At 53.9% G+C, this 18,762-nt stretch carries 18 protein-coding genes; 8 read left to right on the top strand and 10 right to left on the bottom strand.

Annotated features, from left to right (window positions below; genetic code table 11):
* Positions 1–388: 388 nt before the first annotated feature.
* On the bottom strand, positions 389–1,111 hold the full coding sequence (locus BED41_RS16025; RefSeq protein WP_066748670.1) for an LmeA family phospholipid-binding protein: 723 nt from the start codon (positions 1,109–1,111) through the stop codon (positions 389–391).
* Positions 1,112–1,334: 223 nt separating this feature from the next.
* Here BED41_RS16025 and BED41_RS16020 point away from each other — a divergent pair, with 223 nt between their 5' ends.
* From BED41_RS16020 to BED41_RS16830, 7 genes are all read left to right on the top strand, one after another.
* The gene (locus tag BED41_RS16020) at positions 1,335–1,868 is read left to right on the top strand and encodes a chromate transporter (RefSeq protein WP_084002535.1); all 534 of its coding nucleotides are present in this window, start codon (positions 1,335–1,337) and stop codon (positions 1,866–1,868) included.
* A complete protein-coding gene (locus BED41_RS16015) occupies positions 1,865–2,398 on the top strand; it encodes a chromate transporter (protein ID WP_066748667.1) in 534 nt (177 codons plus the stop codon). Before BED41_RS16020 ends, BED41_RS16015 begins: the two co-directional genes overlap by 4 nt.
* Before the next feature lie 512 nt (positions 2,399–2,910).
* Positions 2,911–3,912 (top strand): TRAP transporter substrate-binding protein DctP, encoded by a 1,002-nt coding sequence (gene dctP / locus BED41_RS16010; protein ID WP_066748663.1) that lies wholly within the window; start codon positions 2,911–2,913, stop codon positions 3,910–3,912.
* 109 nt (positions 3,913–4,021) lie between these two features.
* The gene (locus BED41_RS16005; protein ID WP_066748661.1) at positions 4,022–4,612 is read left to right on the top strand and encodes a TRAP transporter small permease; all 591 of its coding nucleotides are present in this window, start codon (positions 4,022–4,024) and stop codon (positions 4,610–4,612) included.
* Positions 4,612–5,928: a TRAP transporter large permease gene (locus tag BED41_RS16000; protein ID WP_066748658.1), complete on the top strand. Its 1,317-nt coding sequence runs from the start codon at positions 4,612–4,614 to the stop codon at positions 5,926–5,928. Before BED41_RS16005 ends, BED41_RS16000 begins: the two co-directional genes overlap by 1 nt.
* Before the next feature lie 249 nt (positions 5,929–6,177).
* Positions 6,178–6,441, top strand: a complete 264-nt coding sequence (locus BED41_RS15995) for a hypothetical protein (RefSeq protein ID WP_168160294.1) — start codon at positions 6,178–6,180, stop codon at positions 6,439–6,441.
* Positions 6,442–6,755: 314 nt separating this feature from the next.
* Complete coding sequence (locus tag BED41_RS16830; RefSeq protein WP_229712344.1) at positions 6,756–6,917, top strand: hypothetical protein; 162 nt, start codon at positions 6,756–6,758, stop codon at positions 6,915–6,917.
* A gap of 178 nt (positions 6,918–7,095) precedes the next feature.
* Here BED41_RS16830 and BED41_RS15990 read toward each other — a convergent pair whose 3' ends face one another.
* The 7 genes from BED41_RS15990 to BED41_RS15960 form a co-directional block, all read right to left on the bottom strand.
* A complete protein-coding gene (locus BED41_RS15990; RefSeq protein ID WP_066748654.1) occupies positions 7,096–7,929 on the bottom strand; it encodes an RnfABCDGE type electron transport complex subunit B in 834 nt (277 codons plus the stop codon).
* Positions 7,930–7,944: 15 nt separating this feature from the next.
* On the bottom strand, positions 7,945–8,523 hold the full coding sequence (rsxA, locus tag BED41_RS15985) for an electron transport complex subunit RsxA (RefSeq protein ID WP_066748651.1): 579 nt from the start codon (positions 8,521–8,523) through the stop codon (positions 7,945–7,947).
* Positions 8,523–9,287: an electron transport complex subunit RsxE gene (rsxE, locus tag BED41_RS15980; RefSeq protein ID WP_066748648.1), complete on the bottom strand. Its 765-nt coding sequence runs from the start codon at positions 9,285–9,287 to the stop codon at positions 8,523–8,525. The genes rsxA and rsxE overlap by 1 nt, the downstream gene beginning before the upstream one ends.
* Entirely contained in the window at positions 9,287–9,907 is a 621-nt protein-coding gene (locus BED41_RS15975; RefSeq protein ID WP_066748646.1) for an RnfABCDGE type electron transport complex subunit G, read from the bottom strand. Before BED41_RS15975 ends, rsxE begins: the two co-directional genes overlap by 1 nt.
* A complete protein-coding gene (locus BED41_RS15970) occupies positions 9,900–10,829 on the bottom strand; it encodes an RnfABCDGE type electron transport complex subunit D (RefSeq protein WP_157102387.1) in 930 nt (309 codons plus the stop codon). Before BED41_RS15970 ends, BED41_RS15975 begins: the two co-directional genes overlap by 8 nt.
* The gene (gene rsxC / locus BED41_RS15965; RefSeq protein ID WP_066748644.1) at positions 10,829–12,166 is read right to left on the bottom strand and encodes an electron transport complex subunit RsxC; all 1,338 of its coding nucleotides are present in this window, start codon (positions 12,164–12,166) and stop codon (positions 10,829–10,831) included. The genes BED41_RS15970 and rsxC overlap by 1 nt, the downstream gene beginning before the upstream one ends.
* Before the next feature lie 320 nt (positions 12,167–12,486).
* Positions 12,487–13,884, bottom strand: a complete 1,398-nt coding sequence (locus tag BED41_RS15960; protein WP_084002534.1) for a GntR family transcriptional regulator — start codon at positions 13,882–13,884, stop codon at positions 12,487–12,489.
* Positions 13,885–14,127: 243 nt separating this feature from the next.
* On the opposite strand from BED41_RS15960, the gene BED41_RS15955 reads away from it, so the two are divergent.
* Positions 14,128–16,554 (top strand): hybrid sensor histidine kinase/response regulator, encoded by a 2,427-nt coding sequence (locus tag BED41_RS15955; RefSeq protein ID WP_066748642.1) that lies wholly within the window; start codon positions 14,128–14,130, stop codon positions 16,552–16,554.
* A 5-nt stretch (positions 16,555–16,559) separates the two neighbouring features.
* Here the strand turns inward: BED41_RS15955 and BED41_RS15950 are convergent, their stop codons facing one another.
* Both BED41_RS15950 and BED41_RS15945 read right to left on the bottom strand, forming a co-directional pair.
* Positions 16,560–16,973, bottom strand: coding sequence for an EamA family transporter (locus BED41_RS15950; RefSeq protein ID WP_066748639.1), 414 nt, complete (start codon positions 16,971–16,973; stop codon positions 16,560–16,562).
* Between the two features lie 87 nt (positions 16,974–17,060).
* Positions 17,061–18,707 carry a carbon starvation CstA family protein gene (locus BED41_RS15945; RefSeq protein WP_066748636.1) on the bottom strand — a complete coding sequence of 549 codons (1,647 nt, stop codon included), beginning with the start codon at positions 18,705–18,707 and terminating at the stop codon, positions 17,061–17,063.
* Between the last annotated feature and the right edge of the window lie 55 nt (positions 18,708–18,762).

The raw sequence follows: 18,762 nt of genomic DNA, 5'->3' as shown, positions 1-18,762 counted from the left end.
AAAGTAATAATAAAAAAACCGCTGTGGGTAAATGTGTATAACGTGAATAATTTATAAAGTATTTGTAACAATAATATGAATGATATATAAATACGGTTTTACATAAATATAATAAAGAGATAAGAAGTGGTGATGAGGCGGGCAAAAACTGGGTAAAACAAAAAATTATCCACATGATGTGTATAAATTTTGTGCGTAATTTAGTGGAATTCAGAAAACTAAGGCGGTTTTTATAAAAACAGGTCTCCTATAATTAATATTTAGCGTAAATATAATTAGACCTTAACTGACTATAGTAAACTTAAATATGGAAAAAGAGGCTGTTGATATCCATTGAAGATAGGCAGCCTCTTTTTTTGTCGTTTACGTAAATAATGTAAGCTTAATATCAGCGGTTCCAGCGCCAGACGCTGCCTACATCTATCTTTTTGGGTTCTCCGGTCAGCAGCGCTTCGCCGTTTTTCATCGTCATGCTGCTGAAGCTGACGGGAAAAGGTATCTTGGAGAAAGGAAGCAGCGGATTAACCCTGCCGGTCACCAGCTCGGTGATATTTTCCGGCTGTTTTATGCCCTCAGCGTAGATCACCGTATCTTCGAGGTATACCCCGTCCTGCTTCAGTCCCAGCCGTCCCTTCGCCTTCAAATCGAGATTTATCTTTATTATTACCACGTCTGCTTCAAATTTTCCCTCGGCGCTGTAGCCTTGAGGAGAAAATTTGAAACGCAGCTCAGAAAAGCCGCCCGTGCTCTTTCCGGAGGCGAAATAGTCGTTTACGTCTCGTTCTCTTAGTACTATTTCGCCGCGCGATGACGTGATGCGGTGTGAAAGCTCCATGCCGCCGTCTTGGATATTGGCCGGCAGCTCCGCAAGTTCGGCGTCAAGCTTCATCGATTCTATTCTGATTCCTGATATAACGGCGCCGGCACACTCTATCCAGGCCCGTTTCCCATCGTCGGCGACGATGACCTCTACGTGTTCCGGCGAAAGTTCTTCGCGGAGGAGAGATCCGATCTCGCGCGCGGCCGCCATCTCCCGTTCTCCAGCAAATGATTGCGCCGCCGGGATTATCGCAATCGCCAGCGCGCAGATAAGCGCCTTTTTTATCTTCATTCAGGTATTGCCTCCTCAAAGCTTGGTATTGCTATATGCAATGATTCTAAGCCATAAAATATTTTTGTAACAGGGCGGAAAAATATAGAGAAAAAATTTGTATTTTTTTTGTTTATGATATATCATCTGATATATCTATGAGACGTAGGAAAATAATTGGTCGTTATTGGTTTTTTATGGTATCGTATAAAAGAAACAATAAAGGTATTTGGAGTTTTGAAATATGAGCTTGCTTGAACTTTTTGTCTTCTTTTTTAGAATAAGCGCCGTTACCTTCGGTGGCGGTATCGTGATCCTCGGCATGGTTCAGCTGGAGGAGGAGAAGCGGCGTGACATCGACCCGGAGGTCTTTGCCGACATGGTCAGCCTCGCGGCTTCGATGCCTGGCCCCATCGCCGTCTCCATCTCCTGGCTCATGGGACGCCATTACCGCGGGCTTATCGGCAGCTTCGTCGCCGTTGCGGGCGCTATACTGCCGCCGTTCCTTATAATACTCTTCCTCTCTCCATTTATAATAAAGTATTCCGACGTGCCGGCGGTCAAGGGGTTTTTCCGCGGCGTCCTCGCTGGTACTAGCGCAATAATTATCCTTGTTATTATTGATAATGTTAAAAACGCCCTCCTTGGAAAATGGTGGAACCTTGTCCCATATCTGCTTGTGATTTCGCTGATCGGCGTTCTTAATCTGCACCCGCTGCTTGTTATGGCCGCGGTCATCGCGATGCAGTTCATCCATGAAAAGGTCACGTTAAAATGACGAGTATACCGCAGTTAATCTTTGCCTTTATGCAGATTGGGATAACCGCCTTTGGCGGCGGTCTTTCTACACTGCCGCTGATAGAATACCAGCTCGTGACGAAAAACGGCTGGATGGGCGTTGAGGAATTCAATCAGATGGTGGCGGTATCACAGGTCACTCCTGGCCCAATAGCAATCAACGCCGCGACCTTCGCCGGTTACCAGCAGGCCGGTTTCTGGGGATCCTTCGCCTCTACGCTCGCCCTTGTCGCAGCGCCGCTTATGGCGCTTTCCATAATCCTGTTTCTGCTGCAGCGCGTGAGCCCGGAGAAGAGCAAAAACTTTAAATTGATGCTTCGCCCGGTTGTTGCCGGACTTTTGACCCTTTCGATCATCTCGCCCTTTACCTCGACATGGAATAACGGCGCTGTGGCGATCGCTCTCTTTGCCGTGGGGGTCGGACTTATTAAATTCAGTAAGTTCTTTAAAGAAAATCCGGCGACGATGCTGATAATATTTGGAATATTCGGAGCATTCTTTCTGCGCTGATGTTAATTATAAAAATAAAATTTAATTTATATTTTAATAAAACAGCAGAGATTTTGTCCGTTGATATATCAGATTTTAAGAAAAAGATGTTTTGAGTTTTACAACATAGCCAATGTTATGCTTATAAAATAGAGGTGCCCCGTATATTTGATATAGATTGATTTTGGGCTTGTTGTAAGCGTTTTTTGCACATTGACAGAAAAATAGAGGATATAAATCTTACGTCTGTATTTGATACAGTGTTGCAAGTAACTTAAATTACATTTTACTTGATGAAACACGGGTGAAAATCAGACGCGGCAGAGCAGTGTGTAAAAAAGATTGACTAAATAAGATGTTTGTTGTAATTTATTTCCTAGCAACTGCATTTTTTTACTTGTTTACACATTGCATATTTTACGCTGAAAAAGGAGGAAAGTTCTTAAGGCTACGTGTAATGTAAGCGCTTTTTCTTTTGAAACAAAAACTAAGCAGAGTCTCAAAAAGGTTCGATTCTGAAGGGAGAGTTTTTCGTGAAGAAATTTGCACTTATGTTTGCAGTAATGTTCCTGTTTGTAGCTATGATAAGTCCAGCGACTGCCGCGCCAACAGTGTTCCGTTTCGCCGGTCAGTCGCCGCCGGATCATATGGCGACTAAGATGATGGAACAGATGGCTAAGGAGATCAACGAAGGCACGAAAGGCCGCGTTGAGGTAAAGGTCTACCCAGCCAGCCAGCTTGGCAATTACACCCTTGTTATGGAAGAGATGATCCGCGGTACCGTAGATATGGCCTGTATGTCGGTCGCTACGGACTTTGATCCGCGTCTTGAGATTCTTTACGCCAACGGATATGTTACGGGTTATGACGCCGCTAAAAAGGCCTTTGACCCCGACGCGTGGCTTCCTAAGAAACTCAACGAATTCCTCACCCCCCTCGGCGTTCGCCTTATCGGCTCTTATATTGAGGGCTTTATCGGCATAGCGTCGGCGAAAGAGGCGAAGGCTCCATTGGATCCGAAGGTTGACAAAGGCCTTCTTACCCGCGTTCCGAACATGGTCTGCTATACGGCCGGCGCGAAAGAAATGGGATACCGTCCCATCACCATCCCCTATCCCGATGTTTATCAGTCAATGCAGACCGGCGTATGTGATGCCGCCGACGGCTATCCGACGGCTGCTGCCTACACCATTCTCGGCGATGTCATTAAGTATTGGTATGCAACAAACTACTCGATGGAATACCTCGGCTACATGGTCAGCGATAAGTCATGGAAGAAGCTGAGCCCCGAAGATCAGAAGGTATTCCTCGATGTTGCAAAGAAGTACACGCTGAAGTCGATAGACAACGCGAAGGCGGAAGATGAGAAGTACATGCAGCTTATGGAAAAGAAAGGTATCAAGGTTTACAGATACACTGAAGAGCAGCTGCGTCCGATCAAAGAGGCCTGCATGAAATCCTGGGATGAGATCGGTAAAGCCGGCGCCGGTACGGAGCTGATGAAGGAATTCAAACAGAATCTCGGCAATATTTAGTTGTTATAACATCAGGCATTCAACAGCGATGCTTAACATGCGTTAACGATAAAGCCCGAGGGGGTACCGCCCCTTCAGGGCTTTTCCGTCTCTGAAAGGAGTACCACAAATGTCAATTGATGAAATAAAGGTCGAACAGACGATACCGTCCGATCTTGAAGACATCCAGCCAAATGTAAGACCGCCAAAATGTCTCTTTGACAAAATTACCGTTAGTTTCTATTCGATAGTCTGTTTTGTGATGTCTATACTTCTTACCGTGATCATCAGCGCGGCGACGATAATGCGCTATATCTTTGAGATGGATCTATACGGTTATGAGGAATGGATCAAAATATTCGCGTTCTGGCTCTATTTTATGGGGGCCGGATATGGCGCCTTCGCCGGCACGCACGTCTCCGCCGACCTTGTCCAGTCTTATGTTAAGGAGGGAGTTATCAAGAGGCTCCTGATTTTCATAAAGACCGTTATAACGCTTGGAGTGACCCTTCTTTTTACAAAGTATGGCTGGGACTACCTTATCTTCGGATTTCTCGGCCCTCTGGGGACCGGCGTCGCGCTTCCGCGTACGGTTGCCTGGAGAATACCCCTCTGGACAGCTTATCTGTCGATATTCCTTGGTCTTGTTTCAATGTCGTACTATTTCATGTGGGACATGATCAGAGCGGGAAAGATACTCTTCTCTGGAGGTAAAAAGTAATGATTTATGTAGCACTTATAATACTCATCTCAGCGCTCGTCATCGGCGTTCCCGTGCCTGTCAGCTTCATGGCCTCCTGCGCCTGGCTGATATTCTTCGGCGGTCCGAATATGGAGGGCTATCAGGCGACGCAGCTGCTTCCCTATGGCTTCACACAGATGAACTCCGTCTCGCTCATCGCGATCGCGATGTTCATCCTTGCCGGCGGCATCATGGAGCGCGGACGCATAGCAGAAAAGCTCATTGACATGGTCGATGTCTTTGTCGGCCACATCAAGGGCGGACTTGGCATCGTCGGTACGGTCTCCTGCGCGGTATTCGGCTCTATCTGCGGCGCCGCCTGCGCTACGCTCTCCTGCATCGGCGCGATTATGTTCCCGCGTTTCAAACAGGGTGGATACCCGATGGGGCACGCCTGCGCGCTGATGGCCAACGCTTCGCTGCTGGGGCTGCTCATTCCCCCCAACGCGACGCTCATCATCTTTGCCTGGATCAGCGGCATCTCCGTCCTCGCCTGCTTCCTCTCGACGATCGGACCCGGAATCGTCACCACGATACTGATCTCCGCCGTCAACGTCTGGATGCTGCGTGACAACAAACAGGTCTTCGTTACCACGAAGCGTACCGGCGCGGAACGTTTGAAGATGTTCCGTGAGCGCGGACGCCTCGCGATTCCCGCCCTCTTTATGCCCGTAATGGTCCTCGGAGGTATCTACGGCGGCATCATGACGACGACCGAGGCCTCCGCCCTCGCAGTCCTTTACTGCATACCGATCGGACTTTTCGTCTATAAGGGACTTACATGGAAGAGCCTCTACCTGATCGTAGTGGAATGTTCCATTACGACGGGCGTCATCATGGTAATGCTCTATTCCGTCTCGATGCTCTCAAGGCTCTATATCCTTGAAGACCTTCCCGGAAAGGTGCTTTACCTCTTCTATTCGATCTCGACGAACAAATGGGTAATCATGTTCATGATCAATATATTCCTTGTCCTCATGGGAATGCTCATGGACGACATCAGCGTTGTCGTTCTGACCACGCCGATCCTGCTCCCGATCATCATGGAGCTGGGCATCAATCCGGTCCACTATGCGGCGGTCGTCGGCGTCAACACGGCTCTCGGATGTATCACGCCGCCAGCGGCGCCGGTACTTTACCTCAGCGGGCGTGTCGGGGGCGCCTCTATCAACGAGATAATGAAACCGGCACTCACCTTCATGGTGCTCTGCTGGATTCCTGTACTTCTCGTTACCGCCTATATCCCGAAGCTCGTCCTCTTCCTGCCGCACGTCATCCTCGGTATTCCCTGGTAAGATACGGCAGCCGAAAGATATCAAAAAACAGAGAGATGCTGCCGGCACGTTTGCTGCCGGCGGCATTTTTTATGGCCGGCGAATGCGGGCGTGAGCCAGGACAAACGCATGAAAAACCGCCGCCCCGCATTGTGGGCTGTTCAATGTTATTGTTTAGATTTGACTAGTTTTCCCTGGGGCGGGAGCTTTTTTTATTGAGGGCAAGCGGCTATAATATGATAAGCGATAATGGAAGAAAAGGACGAAAAAATGTTTTACAGAGATCTTTTTGCGTCATTGTGTTTTATCTTTTTTGGCATCGCGCTTGCCACCCATCACCCCTATTTCTACTTTGGGGCGATGATGTGCGGCTGCCTTTCGACGACGGCGAAGAAAAAAATGTGGCAGAACCCCAGCTGGTCGGACGCGATCTATGACCGAGTTGAGGGCTGGCTGGATGATAAGGTAGATGGGCAGAAAACAGAATTCAAAGATGACGAGGAGATAAAGCCGTTGCCGCCGCTGGATAAATAGACTCTGACGGCCATAAGCGGGATATGTTATTTCCCGTACCGTCCTTTTAAAATCACAGATACCCGTCAGGCATATTTTTATATGGATAAGCTTTAATCATATATGAGAGCCGCCTTCGTTAAATAGAACGACGGCGGCTCTTTTCGTGTTTTTTTAAGATAAAAGATTGGCCTTCTTAATCTGCTTTGAACGTATATATGCGTTAATATAGGTATTTAATGTTATGCACGCTTTCCTATATCTTAATAACAGAAAGGATGCTCCGAGGTGCTGGCCTTTGCCACGCCGTCTGTTTTTACGGGATGTCGGGACAGATGAATACGCTGCTGGACAGAAGCAACCTGATCTTCCCCGCGGAGTATGTCTTCCGCGACATCTATCTGCTGGCCGTAGCTGATGCAGACGAGGTCCTGCGAGCTGGGCAAAGCCGTTCGGCAGCGTATGACGACTGTTTGACTGTAATTATATCTGTGTAAATTTGCTCTCACCGTGCGGCGTCCGCGAGGGAACCAAACGATAGACGGCACAGTGAAATCTGTGCCGTCTGTCGTTATAGTATTATTTTATCCGGTCTGAAACTGCGGCCCCAAATACATCGTAACTGCAGCTATCTGATTTACGTGACAGCGGCTTGTCCCGGTTTAAGCGCTGAGCTTACTGCGCCGCTGGTGTCGGAGCCGGAGCCGGCCTCGGCGGTCTGGCGTCGGCAATGGCCTTGACCGGACATTTTGAGACACAGAGGCCGCAGTTCACGCATTTACCTGCGTCAATCACGGCGAGGCTGCCCTTCATCTCGATCGCCTCTTTGGGGCAGGCCTTCACGCAGAGCGTACAGCCGATGCAGCCCACGGAGCAGACCTTTTTCACGAACGGACCTTTGAGCGGATTGCTGCAGGCGACCTGCACCTTTGACTTCTTCGGTACCATGGCGATGACCCCGCGGGGACATTCCGCGGCACAGGTGCCGCAGCCGACGCATTTCTCGCGGTCCACGACGGCGAGTCCGTCAACGACCTTGATAGCGTTGAAGGCGCAGACCTTTACGCAGGTCCCGAAGCCCATGCAGCCGTAGGTGCACGACGAGGGTCCCTTGCCGGGAACGACGGCCGCCTCGCGGCAGTCTTCTGCTCCCTGATAGACGCAGTCCTTCACTGTTTTACCCAGGGAACCCTGGCACTTCACAAATGCAACCTGTGGCTCAGCTGATTCGGCGGCCACGCCCATGATCTCGGCGATCTTCGCCGCGACTTCGGGGCCCGCGGCGGCGCAGAGGGTGAGCTTTGCCGCGCCGGAGGCGCAGGCCTCCGCGTAGCCGTCACATCCGGGGAAACCGCATCCGCCGCAGTTTGCGCCCGGCAGCAGCGCGCGGATATCGGTCTGACGCTGGTCGACTTCGACATAGAATTTTTTTGAGGCGAAGGCCAGGAGGCTGCCAAAGACGACGCCAAGGCCTCCCATTACGAGCGCGGGATAGATCATTCCATTCATTTTAAGCGTCCCTCCCTATTTGATGAGCCCGTTGAAGCCCATGAAGGCGATCGACATGAGCCCCGCTGTTACAAGGGCGATCGGCAGACCGCGCAGGCAGCGCGGCATCTCCGTGCTCATCTCAATGCGCTCGCGGATTCCGGCCATGAGGACGATCGCGAGCAGGAAGCCGGCCGAGGAGCCGAGGGCGTTGACGATCGACTCAACGAGCGTGTACTTTTCGTTCATGTTGATGACCGCGACGCCGAGAACGGCGCAGTTTGTCGTGATCAGCGGCAGGAAGATGCCGAGCGATTTGTAAAGGGCCGGCATCACCTTTTTGAGCACGATCTCGACGAACTGCACGAGAGCCGCGATGATGAGGATGAACGAGAGTGTGTAAAGGTACTCCAGTCCGAGCGGCACGAGGATGAATGTGTAGGCGAGCCAGGTCATGATCGCCGCGAAGGTGGTGACGAAGATGACGGCTACTCCCATGCCTTTGGCCGTCTCAAGCTGACTTGAGACGCCGAGGAAGGGGCAGCAGCCGAGGAACCTCGCGAGCAGTATGTTGTTTACGAATATTGCGCTGATGAATAGAGCCAGAAGCGACATTATTTACCAGCCTCCTTTTGCAGGGAAGAAATGGCGGGCGCCGCCTCTTTGGCGCAGACGACCGAAGAGTCGCCGCCGCCGCAGATATTCTTCAAGGCGCATCCGCTGCAGGCCGAGAGCTGTTCCCAGCCGTCATACGAGGAGGGAGCGCCGCCCTTTTCCCTCTCCTCTTTCTTGATCTGCCTGTTGCGGAAGAGCCCCATCAGTATCCCGAGGGTGATAAAACCGCCGGGAGCCAGGATCGCGAGCAGCGCCGGCTGGTAGAAGGAGGAGGAAAGGATCGTCGCTCCAAAGACTGTGCCGTTGCCGATAAGTTCGCGGATGGAGCCGATCACGACCAGCGCCAGCGTAAAGCCCAGCCCCATGCCGATGCCGTCGAAGAGCGACGCGATGACGCCGTTTTTGAAGGCGAAGGCCTCGGCGCGCGCGAGGATTATGCAGTTGACGACGATCAGGGGGATGAAGATACCCAGCGATTTGTTGAGCGCCGGCGCGTAGGCCGAGATGAGCAGCTGTACGACGGTGACGAATCCCGCGATGACGACGATGAAGGCCGGGATACGGATCTCGTCGGGGATGAATTTGCGTATCGCCGACACCGCGATGTTGGAGCCCATGAGGACCGCCGTCGCGGCCAGCCCCATACCAAGCCCGTTGACGGCGCTTGAGGTTACCGCAAGCGTCGGGCAGAGGCCGAGAACGAGAACGAAGGTCGGGTTTTCGGTCAGTATGCCGTTTTTAAGCAATTTGAGAGGATTTATCATTAGTTGGCCTCCTCGCTTGTTTTAGAATCGGAAGCCGCCTCGCCGGTCATATCCGCCTGAGCGCCGCCGCTGAAGTTAGCCTTCCAGTAGGCGAGCGCTTCGTTGACCCCGGCGACGACCGCGCTTGAGGTGATCGTGGCTCCCGAGATCGCCTGGATCTGGTCCTCCGCCTCGGCGGGCGTCTTTGTTACAAAGAGCTTTTCGATCAGCTTGTCTTTGAACTGCCCCGCAAAGGGCTTCTCCACCGCCTTGGCTCCGAGGCCCGGCGTCTCGCTGTGGCTGAGGATCTTGATGTCCATGACGCGCCCCTCGTTTGAGATGCCGACGATCAGCTCTATGGGGCCGCCGTAGCCCTTAGGCGTGACGGTGAAGTTGTAGCCGACGGTCTTGCCGCCGCTGCTTCCCTCATAGATCTCCTTGATGATCCCCGCGTTCTCCGACGGCTGAAGCTTTTTGAACTCCGTCGCGCCGGGGAGGGTCGCCGCGAGCGCCTCGTTCTTCTCGCGTGCCTGCGCCTCGCGGATCGGTTCAAGCGTGATCGTGTGTACCGCGCCGAGGATCAGGCCGGTGACGGCGGTGATGACGAACAGAACTAACCCGAGTTTTATGATCTTACCCATGCTTTTTCACCTCTCCGAAAATGCGCGGCTTGGTGACGCGGTCGATGAGCGGCACCGTCAGGTTCATGATCAGTATCGAATATGATACTCCCTCGGGATAGCCGCCCCAGGTGCGGATCAGCGAGGTAAGCAGCCCGCAGCCGACGGCGAAGATCATCTGCCCGCGCAGCGTTATGGGGGTCGTCGTGTAGTCGGTGGCCATGAAGATGGCGCCTAGGAAGAGACCGCCGGCAAGTATCTCATATACCGGGCCGACTGGCCTGCCGAAAACCGTGCAGAGCGCGGCGACCACCGCTATGTAGATTACCGGCACCTGCCATTTGATGATGTCCTTATAGAGAAGAAGGGCGAAGCCGATGAGCAGCGCAAGGGCCGAGGTTTCGCCGATACAGCCGCCGATGTTGCCGACGAAGAGATTTGTGAGGCTTGGTAGCTTGTCCAGGCTTCCCTCTTTTATAAGGGCCAGCGGCGTCGCGCCGGAGACGCCGTCGAGCGTCCAGGTCGTCATTGGCACGGGCCAGCTGGTGAGCATCATCGCGCGCGCCGCGAGGGCCGGGTTTACGATGTTGCAGCCAAGGCCGCCGAAGAACTGTTTGACGACGATTATCGCGAAGAGGCTGCCGAGCACCGCCATCCAGAAGGGGATGGTCGGCGGCAGGTTATAGGCCAGCAGAAGCCCTGTCACCGCCGCGGAGAGGTCCCCCGCCGTTATCGTCCTCTTCGTGCATCTCTCCCAGAGATACTCGAAGGCGACGCAGGAGACGACGCAGACCGCCATCACCGCCGCGGCGCGGAGGCCGAAGAAGTATATCCCCGCGAGCCCCGCGGGGGCGAGAGCCGCCAGCACCCAGCCCATGATGGTCCTCGTATCGAGCGGGGAGTGTATATGCGGCGAACTTGATACTACCAATAGACGTTCCATTATTTTGCAGCCGCCTTTCTGCGCATCGCCATCACGGAGGCCTTGCCGTCGCGGCAGCCCTGTGTCAGCGGACGGTTCGCGGGGCACATGTAGGTGCAGCTCCCGCACTCTATGCAGTTCATGCCGCCCTCTTCTTCAAAACGGGTGTAGAGGCGTTCCAGTACGAGCGGTTCCAGCACGTTGGGTACCAGCCCCATCGGGCAGGCCGTGACGCAGCGTCCGCACCGGAGGCAGGGGGTGATCGGCTTCAGCATCGCCGACTTCGCCGTGAGGGCGAGGATGCCGGAGGTGCCCTTCACCACCGGCACGTCGATGGAGCGCATCGAAATGCCCATCATCGGGCCGCCGGAGAGGATCTTTACGGGCTGCTCCTTAAAGCCGCCGCAGAGATTGATCAGCTCGCGCACCGAGGTGCCGAGCGGGACTTTGATATTCTTGGGGTGGGCGACGGCGTCGCCGGTGACGGTGACGATACGCGTCGTCGCGGGGTTTCCCTCCGCGATCGCCCGGTAGATCTGAAAAACGGTGCGCACGTTGAGTATGATGCAGCCGACGTCGGCGGGAAGCGCCGTCATGATATATTCCTGGCCGGTTATCGCCTCGATCAGCATCTTCTCCGCACCCTGCGGATACTTGACCGCCAGCGGCTGTACGATGATATTCTCTGCGCCGAGCTTCGCGACGAGGTCGTTCATCACGGAGATCGCCTGCGGCTTATTGTTCTCAATCGCGATTACGCCCTTCGCCTCGGGGAAGATGCGCATCACGAGCTGCAGTCCCTTTATCACCTTTTCCGCGCCCTCGAGCATCAGCCTGTTGTCGCAGTTGAGGTAGGGTTCGCACTCAACGCCGTTGACGATAAGCCAGTTTATCTTCTTATCGGGCGGCGGTGAGAGCTTGACGGCGGTCGGGAAGGTCGCGCCGCCGAAGCCGACGATGCCGGCCTCGCGAATGCGCTTGATATACTCCTTCGGGTCGGCGCTCTCGTAATTTTCCAGCGGCTTCCACTCGGGAGCCGTCTCATAAAGGCCGTCGTTTTCCACAACCACGCAGTTTTCGAGCATCCCCGGCGTCGTCATCCTCATCGTGACGTCTTTTACGGTTCCGGAGACGCTTGAAAGGATCGGCGCGGAGACGAAGGCGTCGTTGTTGCCGAGGCGGGTGCCGACGAGGACCCTCTCTCCTTTCGCGACGACGGGCGAGCAGGGCGCGCCTAAGTTCTGCGCCATCGGAAAGACTAGCTCACCCTTCGGAAGATAGGACTCGATCTCTTCGTTTACGGTCAGATCTTTGTTCTGGGGCGGATGGATGCCTCCCCAGAAGGTTGGAAGCCTCATAAAATCGTTCCTCCTTTTTATGCAGTAAAAATTTTCCGCAAAATCTCTCTCTCTACGAATAACACAGTGTAAATCCAAAACATTATTCTATCATTTATGGCGAAAAACAAAAGTATTTTTTGTAAGGAAAAGATAGGGTTTCACAAATAAAGAGAAGAAAAAAATAGAGCTAATAGGGGAGAGCTCAAATTTTATATATGGTGAAAACAATTATTTTATAATTTTCTTAAAACAATATCCAATTTTACGTGAAATTCAAGTTATTCCAAAGAAAATTATGAAATATTCAGTTTACCGCCGTTTAAATACAATAAGACGGCTTAAAGCAGTTTCAGCTTCTTCGCCTCGGCTATCCCCACGGAGATCATCTTCTCCCGTGAGGAGTGGAATATCGTGCGGCAGAGTCCCTCAAACCCCTCGGCGAAAGATTTGCCGTCGCTTTCCTCCATTCCACGGAGGAGCATCTCAACAAAATCTCCAAGCCTGGGATACGGTGGTATATATGAGAGCGGATAACCCCAGACGGCGAGCTCCCGCAGATGTCCATAGACCTCTCTTATGGAAGAATAGGGTGAGCCCTCGATGATCAGACGCAGGCATACCGCGACGGCCGCCGTACAGCAGCCTGAGGCGGCCGCCTCTTGAATATCCCTCTTCGCGGCTTCTAAGGAACCGGCTTTTACGTGGGGGAATACCGATTCGGCGACAGACCGGCCGGTCAATACCAGCATCTGGATGGCCTGCAGGTATAAGAGGATATTTTTCCTTACGGACGGCTCGCGCCATTTTACACGGAGTCTTCCCTCGTCCGCGCCAAGAACCAGCGACCCCCTGCCGTTTAATGATTTCGTCACCCCGAAGCCGTTGAGCAGAGAAAGCGCCCGCCGCGTCGTGATCAGCGTGTATCCCAGATTTGCCGAGAGCGAAGCGGCTGAGGGGAGAAATGTCCCGACCGGATATCTGCCGTTGTCGACGGAGCTGATGATCTCCGCCGCCGCCAGATTACAGAGCCGCGGCTTACCCCACCGGTAGGGGCTTTTAAAAGAACCCGACAAGGGATGGGCGGCATATTCCGGATCGTAGTCAAAGTAGGTCCGTTCAAGCAAAGAACGGAGAGCGGCAAAATCTTCCCGCCGAGCAAGCGCGGCCATTTCTTTGAGCACCGCCTGCAGCCTTTTGTAATTCTCCGTCCAGAGTCCGATATTCGCCGCGCAGCGCGCGATATGCGTGGGGTAAGAGTAGAGGCTGATGTCGTGATACAGGTCAAGCATCAGCGGATTGCCGAGTTTATTTATCAGGAACGAAAGAAATGCCATGACCGCCTCGTCGTAAAAGAAGGCATCCTTTTCAAGTATCTCCTCAAGCCGTACAAGATCTTTTTCATCGCAGCGGCGAAAGCCGTCGTAAAATATGGGGGGCAGGATAAGCGCGAATCCCTGATAGATATCGCGCAGCACCTCCTCTTTGGCGAGGATGCCGGCGGGCAGGCCGCTTCTGGCCTCTGGGTTATAGATAACCGTGCGCCCCAGCTCCGGCCCGGAGATATATTCTTCCCGCTCAAGCATTTTCAGCGCGCCTATAACCGTCACCGTCGAGACCCCCAGCAGCCGCGACAGGCGGTGGATAGAGGGCAGCGGGCGTCCCTTTGGGTAAAAACCGAAATAGATTTTTGTAATGAGATATCTGTAGGTCAGCATATATAAATTTTTTGATTTCAATTCTTATCACCACACAGCTAGTAACTTGATTATAACATACCGCATAATTTTACCTCTCATGACAGCGTGCCTGACGGGACGGGCGAGAGGTGTGCTAAAAGTTTTTCTCCGCGCGGCAAAGTGGACTTTTTAAAGGCTATGTAATATTATGATAAAGATTATAAGCTGTAATATTATGAGCAAGCATCACTTTTGTTTGCTGTGGCTCCGTTCATGAACAGAGGCAGGATTGGAAGAGGGCAGATGACTTATAAAGACGACAGCACGGGACTAAACGGCCGGCAGGACCGGAGCGGCACCTTTGACGAATACAGCGCTCTGATGGGAGCGCTGCATGTGGGTGTCAGCAAACATAAGCTTGACGAGCACTTCACGGCGATCTGGGCGAATGATTTCTTCTTTGAGATAATAAAATACACGAGAGAGGAATATGTGGCGTTGTTTCATAACCATGTGGATGAATACTTCGCATCTGCTCCCGCCGCGCTGCAGAAGATCACGCAGAGTGTGCTCGGCGCGCTTGCGGAGAACCGCCCAGGTTATGAGTGCATCTGCCAGATGCCGCAAAAGGGAGGTTCCATGGCATGGATACGTTTCGTCGGGATCTTCACCGACGAGATAGCTGACGGCTTTCCTGTGGTATACACCGTCTTTACCGATGTAACGGATATCATCCAGACACAGAAGGAGCAGTCCGTCACCTACGACAACCTTCCCGGTTTTGTCGCTAAGATTCGTGTTGAAGATGAGGGTTTCACTCTGATTGAAGCCAACGCCCGTTTTCGGGATTTTTTTAGCGGCGGGAAAGACTTTCTCAGCTACGGCCTCGCTAATATTGACTGTGAACAGAACCGCGCCGCCTATGCGGAAAACATTGACGCAATGAAAAAGGGCCTCCCCGTCCACTTCACGCTGCAGGCGAAGGACAGCGGCGGCGGCGACGCCTGGCTGCAGGTCAACGCCGAATGCGTCCGCTGGGACGGCGGCTGGCCGGTCTATCTCGTCATATATATCGATATAACCGACATCACGGAGCAGCGGGCGCTCCGCAGGCAGCTTGAGGAACGGTCCGAGATGCTGCGCGGCGCGCTTGCGGAGGCGGAAAGGGCCAACCGGGCCAAATCAGATTTCCTCTCGCGTATGAGCCATGACATCAGATCGCCGATGAACGCGGTAATTGGCATGACGGCGATCGCCGCCTCGCACATCGACAACCGCGAGCGTGTCATGGACTGTCTGGAAAAGATCACCGTATCGTCGAAGCTGCTGCTCCAGCTGATCAACGAGGTGCTCGACATGGCGAAGATTGAGAGCGGCCGGCTGGAACTGGCGGAGGACGAGGTCAGCTTGGATGAGCTGCTGCAGGGCATCGTAACCATCATGCAGCCTTCGATCGCCGAAAAGAGGCACAACTTCGACATACATGTCTATGAGCTTGAGCATGAGAGGGTCGTATGCGACCAGCCCCACATCCAGCAGGTCTTTTTGAATATTCTTTCCAACGCCGTGAAGTATACGCCTGAGGGCGGAAACATCATCTTCGAGGTGCGGGAAAATCCTTCGGATATAAAAGGATACGGACAGTTTGAGTTTACCTTTGAGGACAGCGGCCTTGGCATGAAGCCTGAGTTCCTCAAGAAGATATTTACCCCTTTCGAGCGCGCCGACGACGTAGCCGCCTATGGCATACAGGGTACGGGGCTCGGCTTGGCGATCAGTAAAAATATCGTCGGCATGATGAACGGAGAGATCAGCGTCAGCAGCATCCACGGCAAAGGCACGAAATTTACCGTGAAGCTGCCGTTAAAGACCGCTGACCTGAAAGAAGAGCCGGCCTCACCGCTGTTGTCGCCATTGCCGTCGCTGCCGGTACTGGTAGTCGACGACGACCGTATCGTCTGTGAGACCGTCTCGGCGCGTCTCGCGGAGATCGGAATGGAAAGCCGCTGTGTTCTTTCGGGAAAAGAGGCGCTCCAGGAGGCCGTTTCCGCGCACCGGGCGGGAGCGGATTTCTTCATGATCATCATAGACCTTATGATGCCGGGGATGGACGGCATCGAAACCGCGAGGGAGATCCGCGCGGCAGTCGGTCCGGAGGTGCCAATCATCCTCCTCTCCGGCTATGGCTGGGCGGAATATGAGGCGAAGGCCCTTGCCGCGGGCATCAACGGCTTTATTATGAAGCCGCTCTTCAAATCCAGCCTTATCGGCGCGATACGGCGGTACGCGCTGAAGGAGGCGGTCCCGGAGACTCTTTCGGCAGCACCGCATATTGCCGCCTCTTATGAGGGCAAACGGGCGCTTCTTGTGGAGGACAACGCGATAAACCGTGAGATTGCGCAGGAGATACTGGGACAGACGGGCATTATTGTCGAAAGCGCGGAACATGGGCTGGAAGCGCTTGAAAAATTTGCCGCCTCCGACGAGGGGTACTATGACGTGGTATTTATGGACCTGCAGATGCCGGTCATGGGCGGTTTGGAGGCGGCGCGCAGAATCCGTGGCCTGGAACGATCCGATTCCCCGTCTGTTCCTATCATCGCAATGACCGCGAATGCCTTCGAAGATGACGTAAAGGCCTCAAAAGAGGCGGGGATGAACGCTCACCTCTCAAAACCGCTCGACTTCAAGCTGCTTGAGCGGGCGATGGCAGAATATCTCGGCGGCTGAGCTGATTATAAAATCAGCACGAAAGTGCCGAGCGTTATCAGCGCGCCTCCGATGAGCACTTTGACCGTAACGGCCTCGTGAAGGAAGATGAGGGCCATCGCGATGCCCAGAACGACGCTGAACTTATCTACGGGAATGACCTTCGAGGCCTCGCCAATCTGCAGCGCCCGGAAATAAAAGAGCCACGAAAGCCCCGTCGCGAGGCCGGAGAGGACGAGAAACAGCCAGCTCTTGCGGCTGATTTCGCTGAGCTGTCCGCCGCTTCCCGTCACAAAGACGACAAGCCAGGCCATAATGACGACGACCACGGTCCGCACCGCCGTCGCGAGGTTGGAGTTCACGCCCTCGATGCCGATTTTTGCGAGTATCGAGGTGAGCGCCGCGAAGAACGCCGAACAGAGAGCGCAGATTGCCCACATATTTTTATTGCCTCCAGATTTAAGAACCCGCCGTATTGGCGGGTTCTCATATTCATTGTCTTTTTGAGGGCCGTTATTTTCCCTGGTTTACTTCACAAACTCGCCGCTTTTTTCTTTGTTGAGAGCCGTGATGCCCTCTTTGGTCATCAGGAGCGCGAGGACGAGCAGCAGGGCGCTGATGCCCGCGAGGATGTAATTCGGGTGGGCGCTTGTCAGCGTGCCCTTGATCTCCACCACGAGGCCCGCCATGCTTGTAAAGAGCATGAACCAGAAGGGAACGAGGAGGAAGGTCGCCTTTTTCTTAAGACCGCGGATTATCCACATCGCGATACCGAGAATGGCGAGCGCCGCCACAAGCTGGTTAGAGGCGCCGAATACCGGCCAGATGACCGCCCAGGCAGGAACGGGGTTTCCGTCGGGGCCCTTGGTCTTTACGTATACGAGAACCAGCGCCACGATGACGGCGATGATCGTCGCCGCGTATTTGTTGATCTTATAGTCTGTCAGCTCCTGTATCTGGTAACGGGCGAGACGCGTTGCGGTGTCGAGCGAGGTGAGCAGGAAGCCGTTGATGGCGATCGCGCCGAGACGGGTTCCCAGGACGGGATCGATACCGACGATCGTGCAGAACTGTCCGAAGCCTGCGGCAAAGGTGCCGACGGGGCCGCCCTTCTGTATGCCGCCGGCGACCATCAGCGTGCCGAGCGCGATGACGGCCACGAGCCCCTCAAGGAGCATCGCGCCGTAGCCGACGGGAAGCGCGTCCGCCTCATGGGCGAGCTGCTTAGAGGTAGTGCCGGAGCCGACGAGCGAGTGGAAGCCGGAAATGGCGCCGCAGGCGACGATGACGAACATCATCGGCCAGAGGTTGGCCTTTCCGAGTCCGAACCACTGAATATTCTTGGCGATCATCGGGACGTTGCCGCTGTCCATCGATGCGCCGAAGATCATACCGATCGCGCCGATCGCCACCGCGAAATAGAGGAAGTAGGAGGCGAGATAGTCGCGCGGCTGGAGCAGCAGCCAAACGGGGAGCACCGAAGCCGCGAGGATATAGACGGCGAGGAAGATATTCCACTGGTCGGCGCTGTGCGTAAAGACCGCCGCGACGAAGGGCCAGTCCCCTCCCCAGATGGTGCATACGGCGATGATGGCGAGCATCACGAGCGTGACGAACTTAAGGTTCATATTGAAGCGGTAGATGAGAAGCCCAGAGATAACCGCAAGGAATATATACATGCAGCTTACGAAGGCTACCACCGGGTCCGTCACGAAGGTCGCCGTCGTCAGGACGAGGAAGACCGCGACGACGAGGAAGAGCGAAAGGATCGTGAATACGAGGAAAAGCTGTTTTCCCTTGCGGCCGATCCAGTGGTCGATGACCTCGCCGACCGACTTGCCCTCGTGACGCATCGAGGCGACGACGGCGCCGAAATCATGCGGCCCGCCGAGGAAGATCGAACCGAAGATGCACCACAGGATCGTGGGCAGCCAGCCGAACATGGACGCGGCTGTGATCGGGCCGACGATAGGGCCCGCGCCGGCGATGGACGAGAAGTGGTGTCCAAGGACGACGGCGGGGTGCGTGGGGCAGTAGTCCATCCCGTCGTTCATCTGTTCGGCGGGAGTGACGTTGCCGTTGCTTAGTCCATAGACCTTCGCCATGAACTTTCCGTAGAATATGTAGCCGAGTACCAACAATAAAGCGGATACTACGAACATCATAAAGAACATAAGTTACACCTCCAAAAGGATTTTTGTTATCTATAAAACAGCGGACGCCATTGTC

Source organism: Cloacibacillus porcorum, from assembly GCF_001701045.1.
Classification (GTDB): domain Bacteria; phylum Synergistota; class Synergistia; order Synergistales; family Synergistaceae; genus Cloacibacillus; species Cloacibacillus porcorum.
Note: the sequence above shows the minus strand (reverse complement) of the source record. Positions and strands in the feature narration are given on the sequence as shown.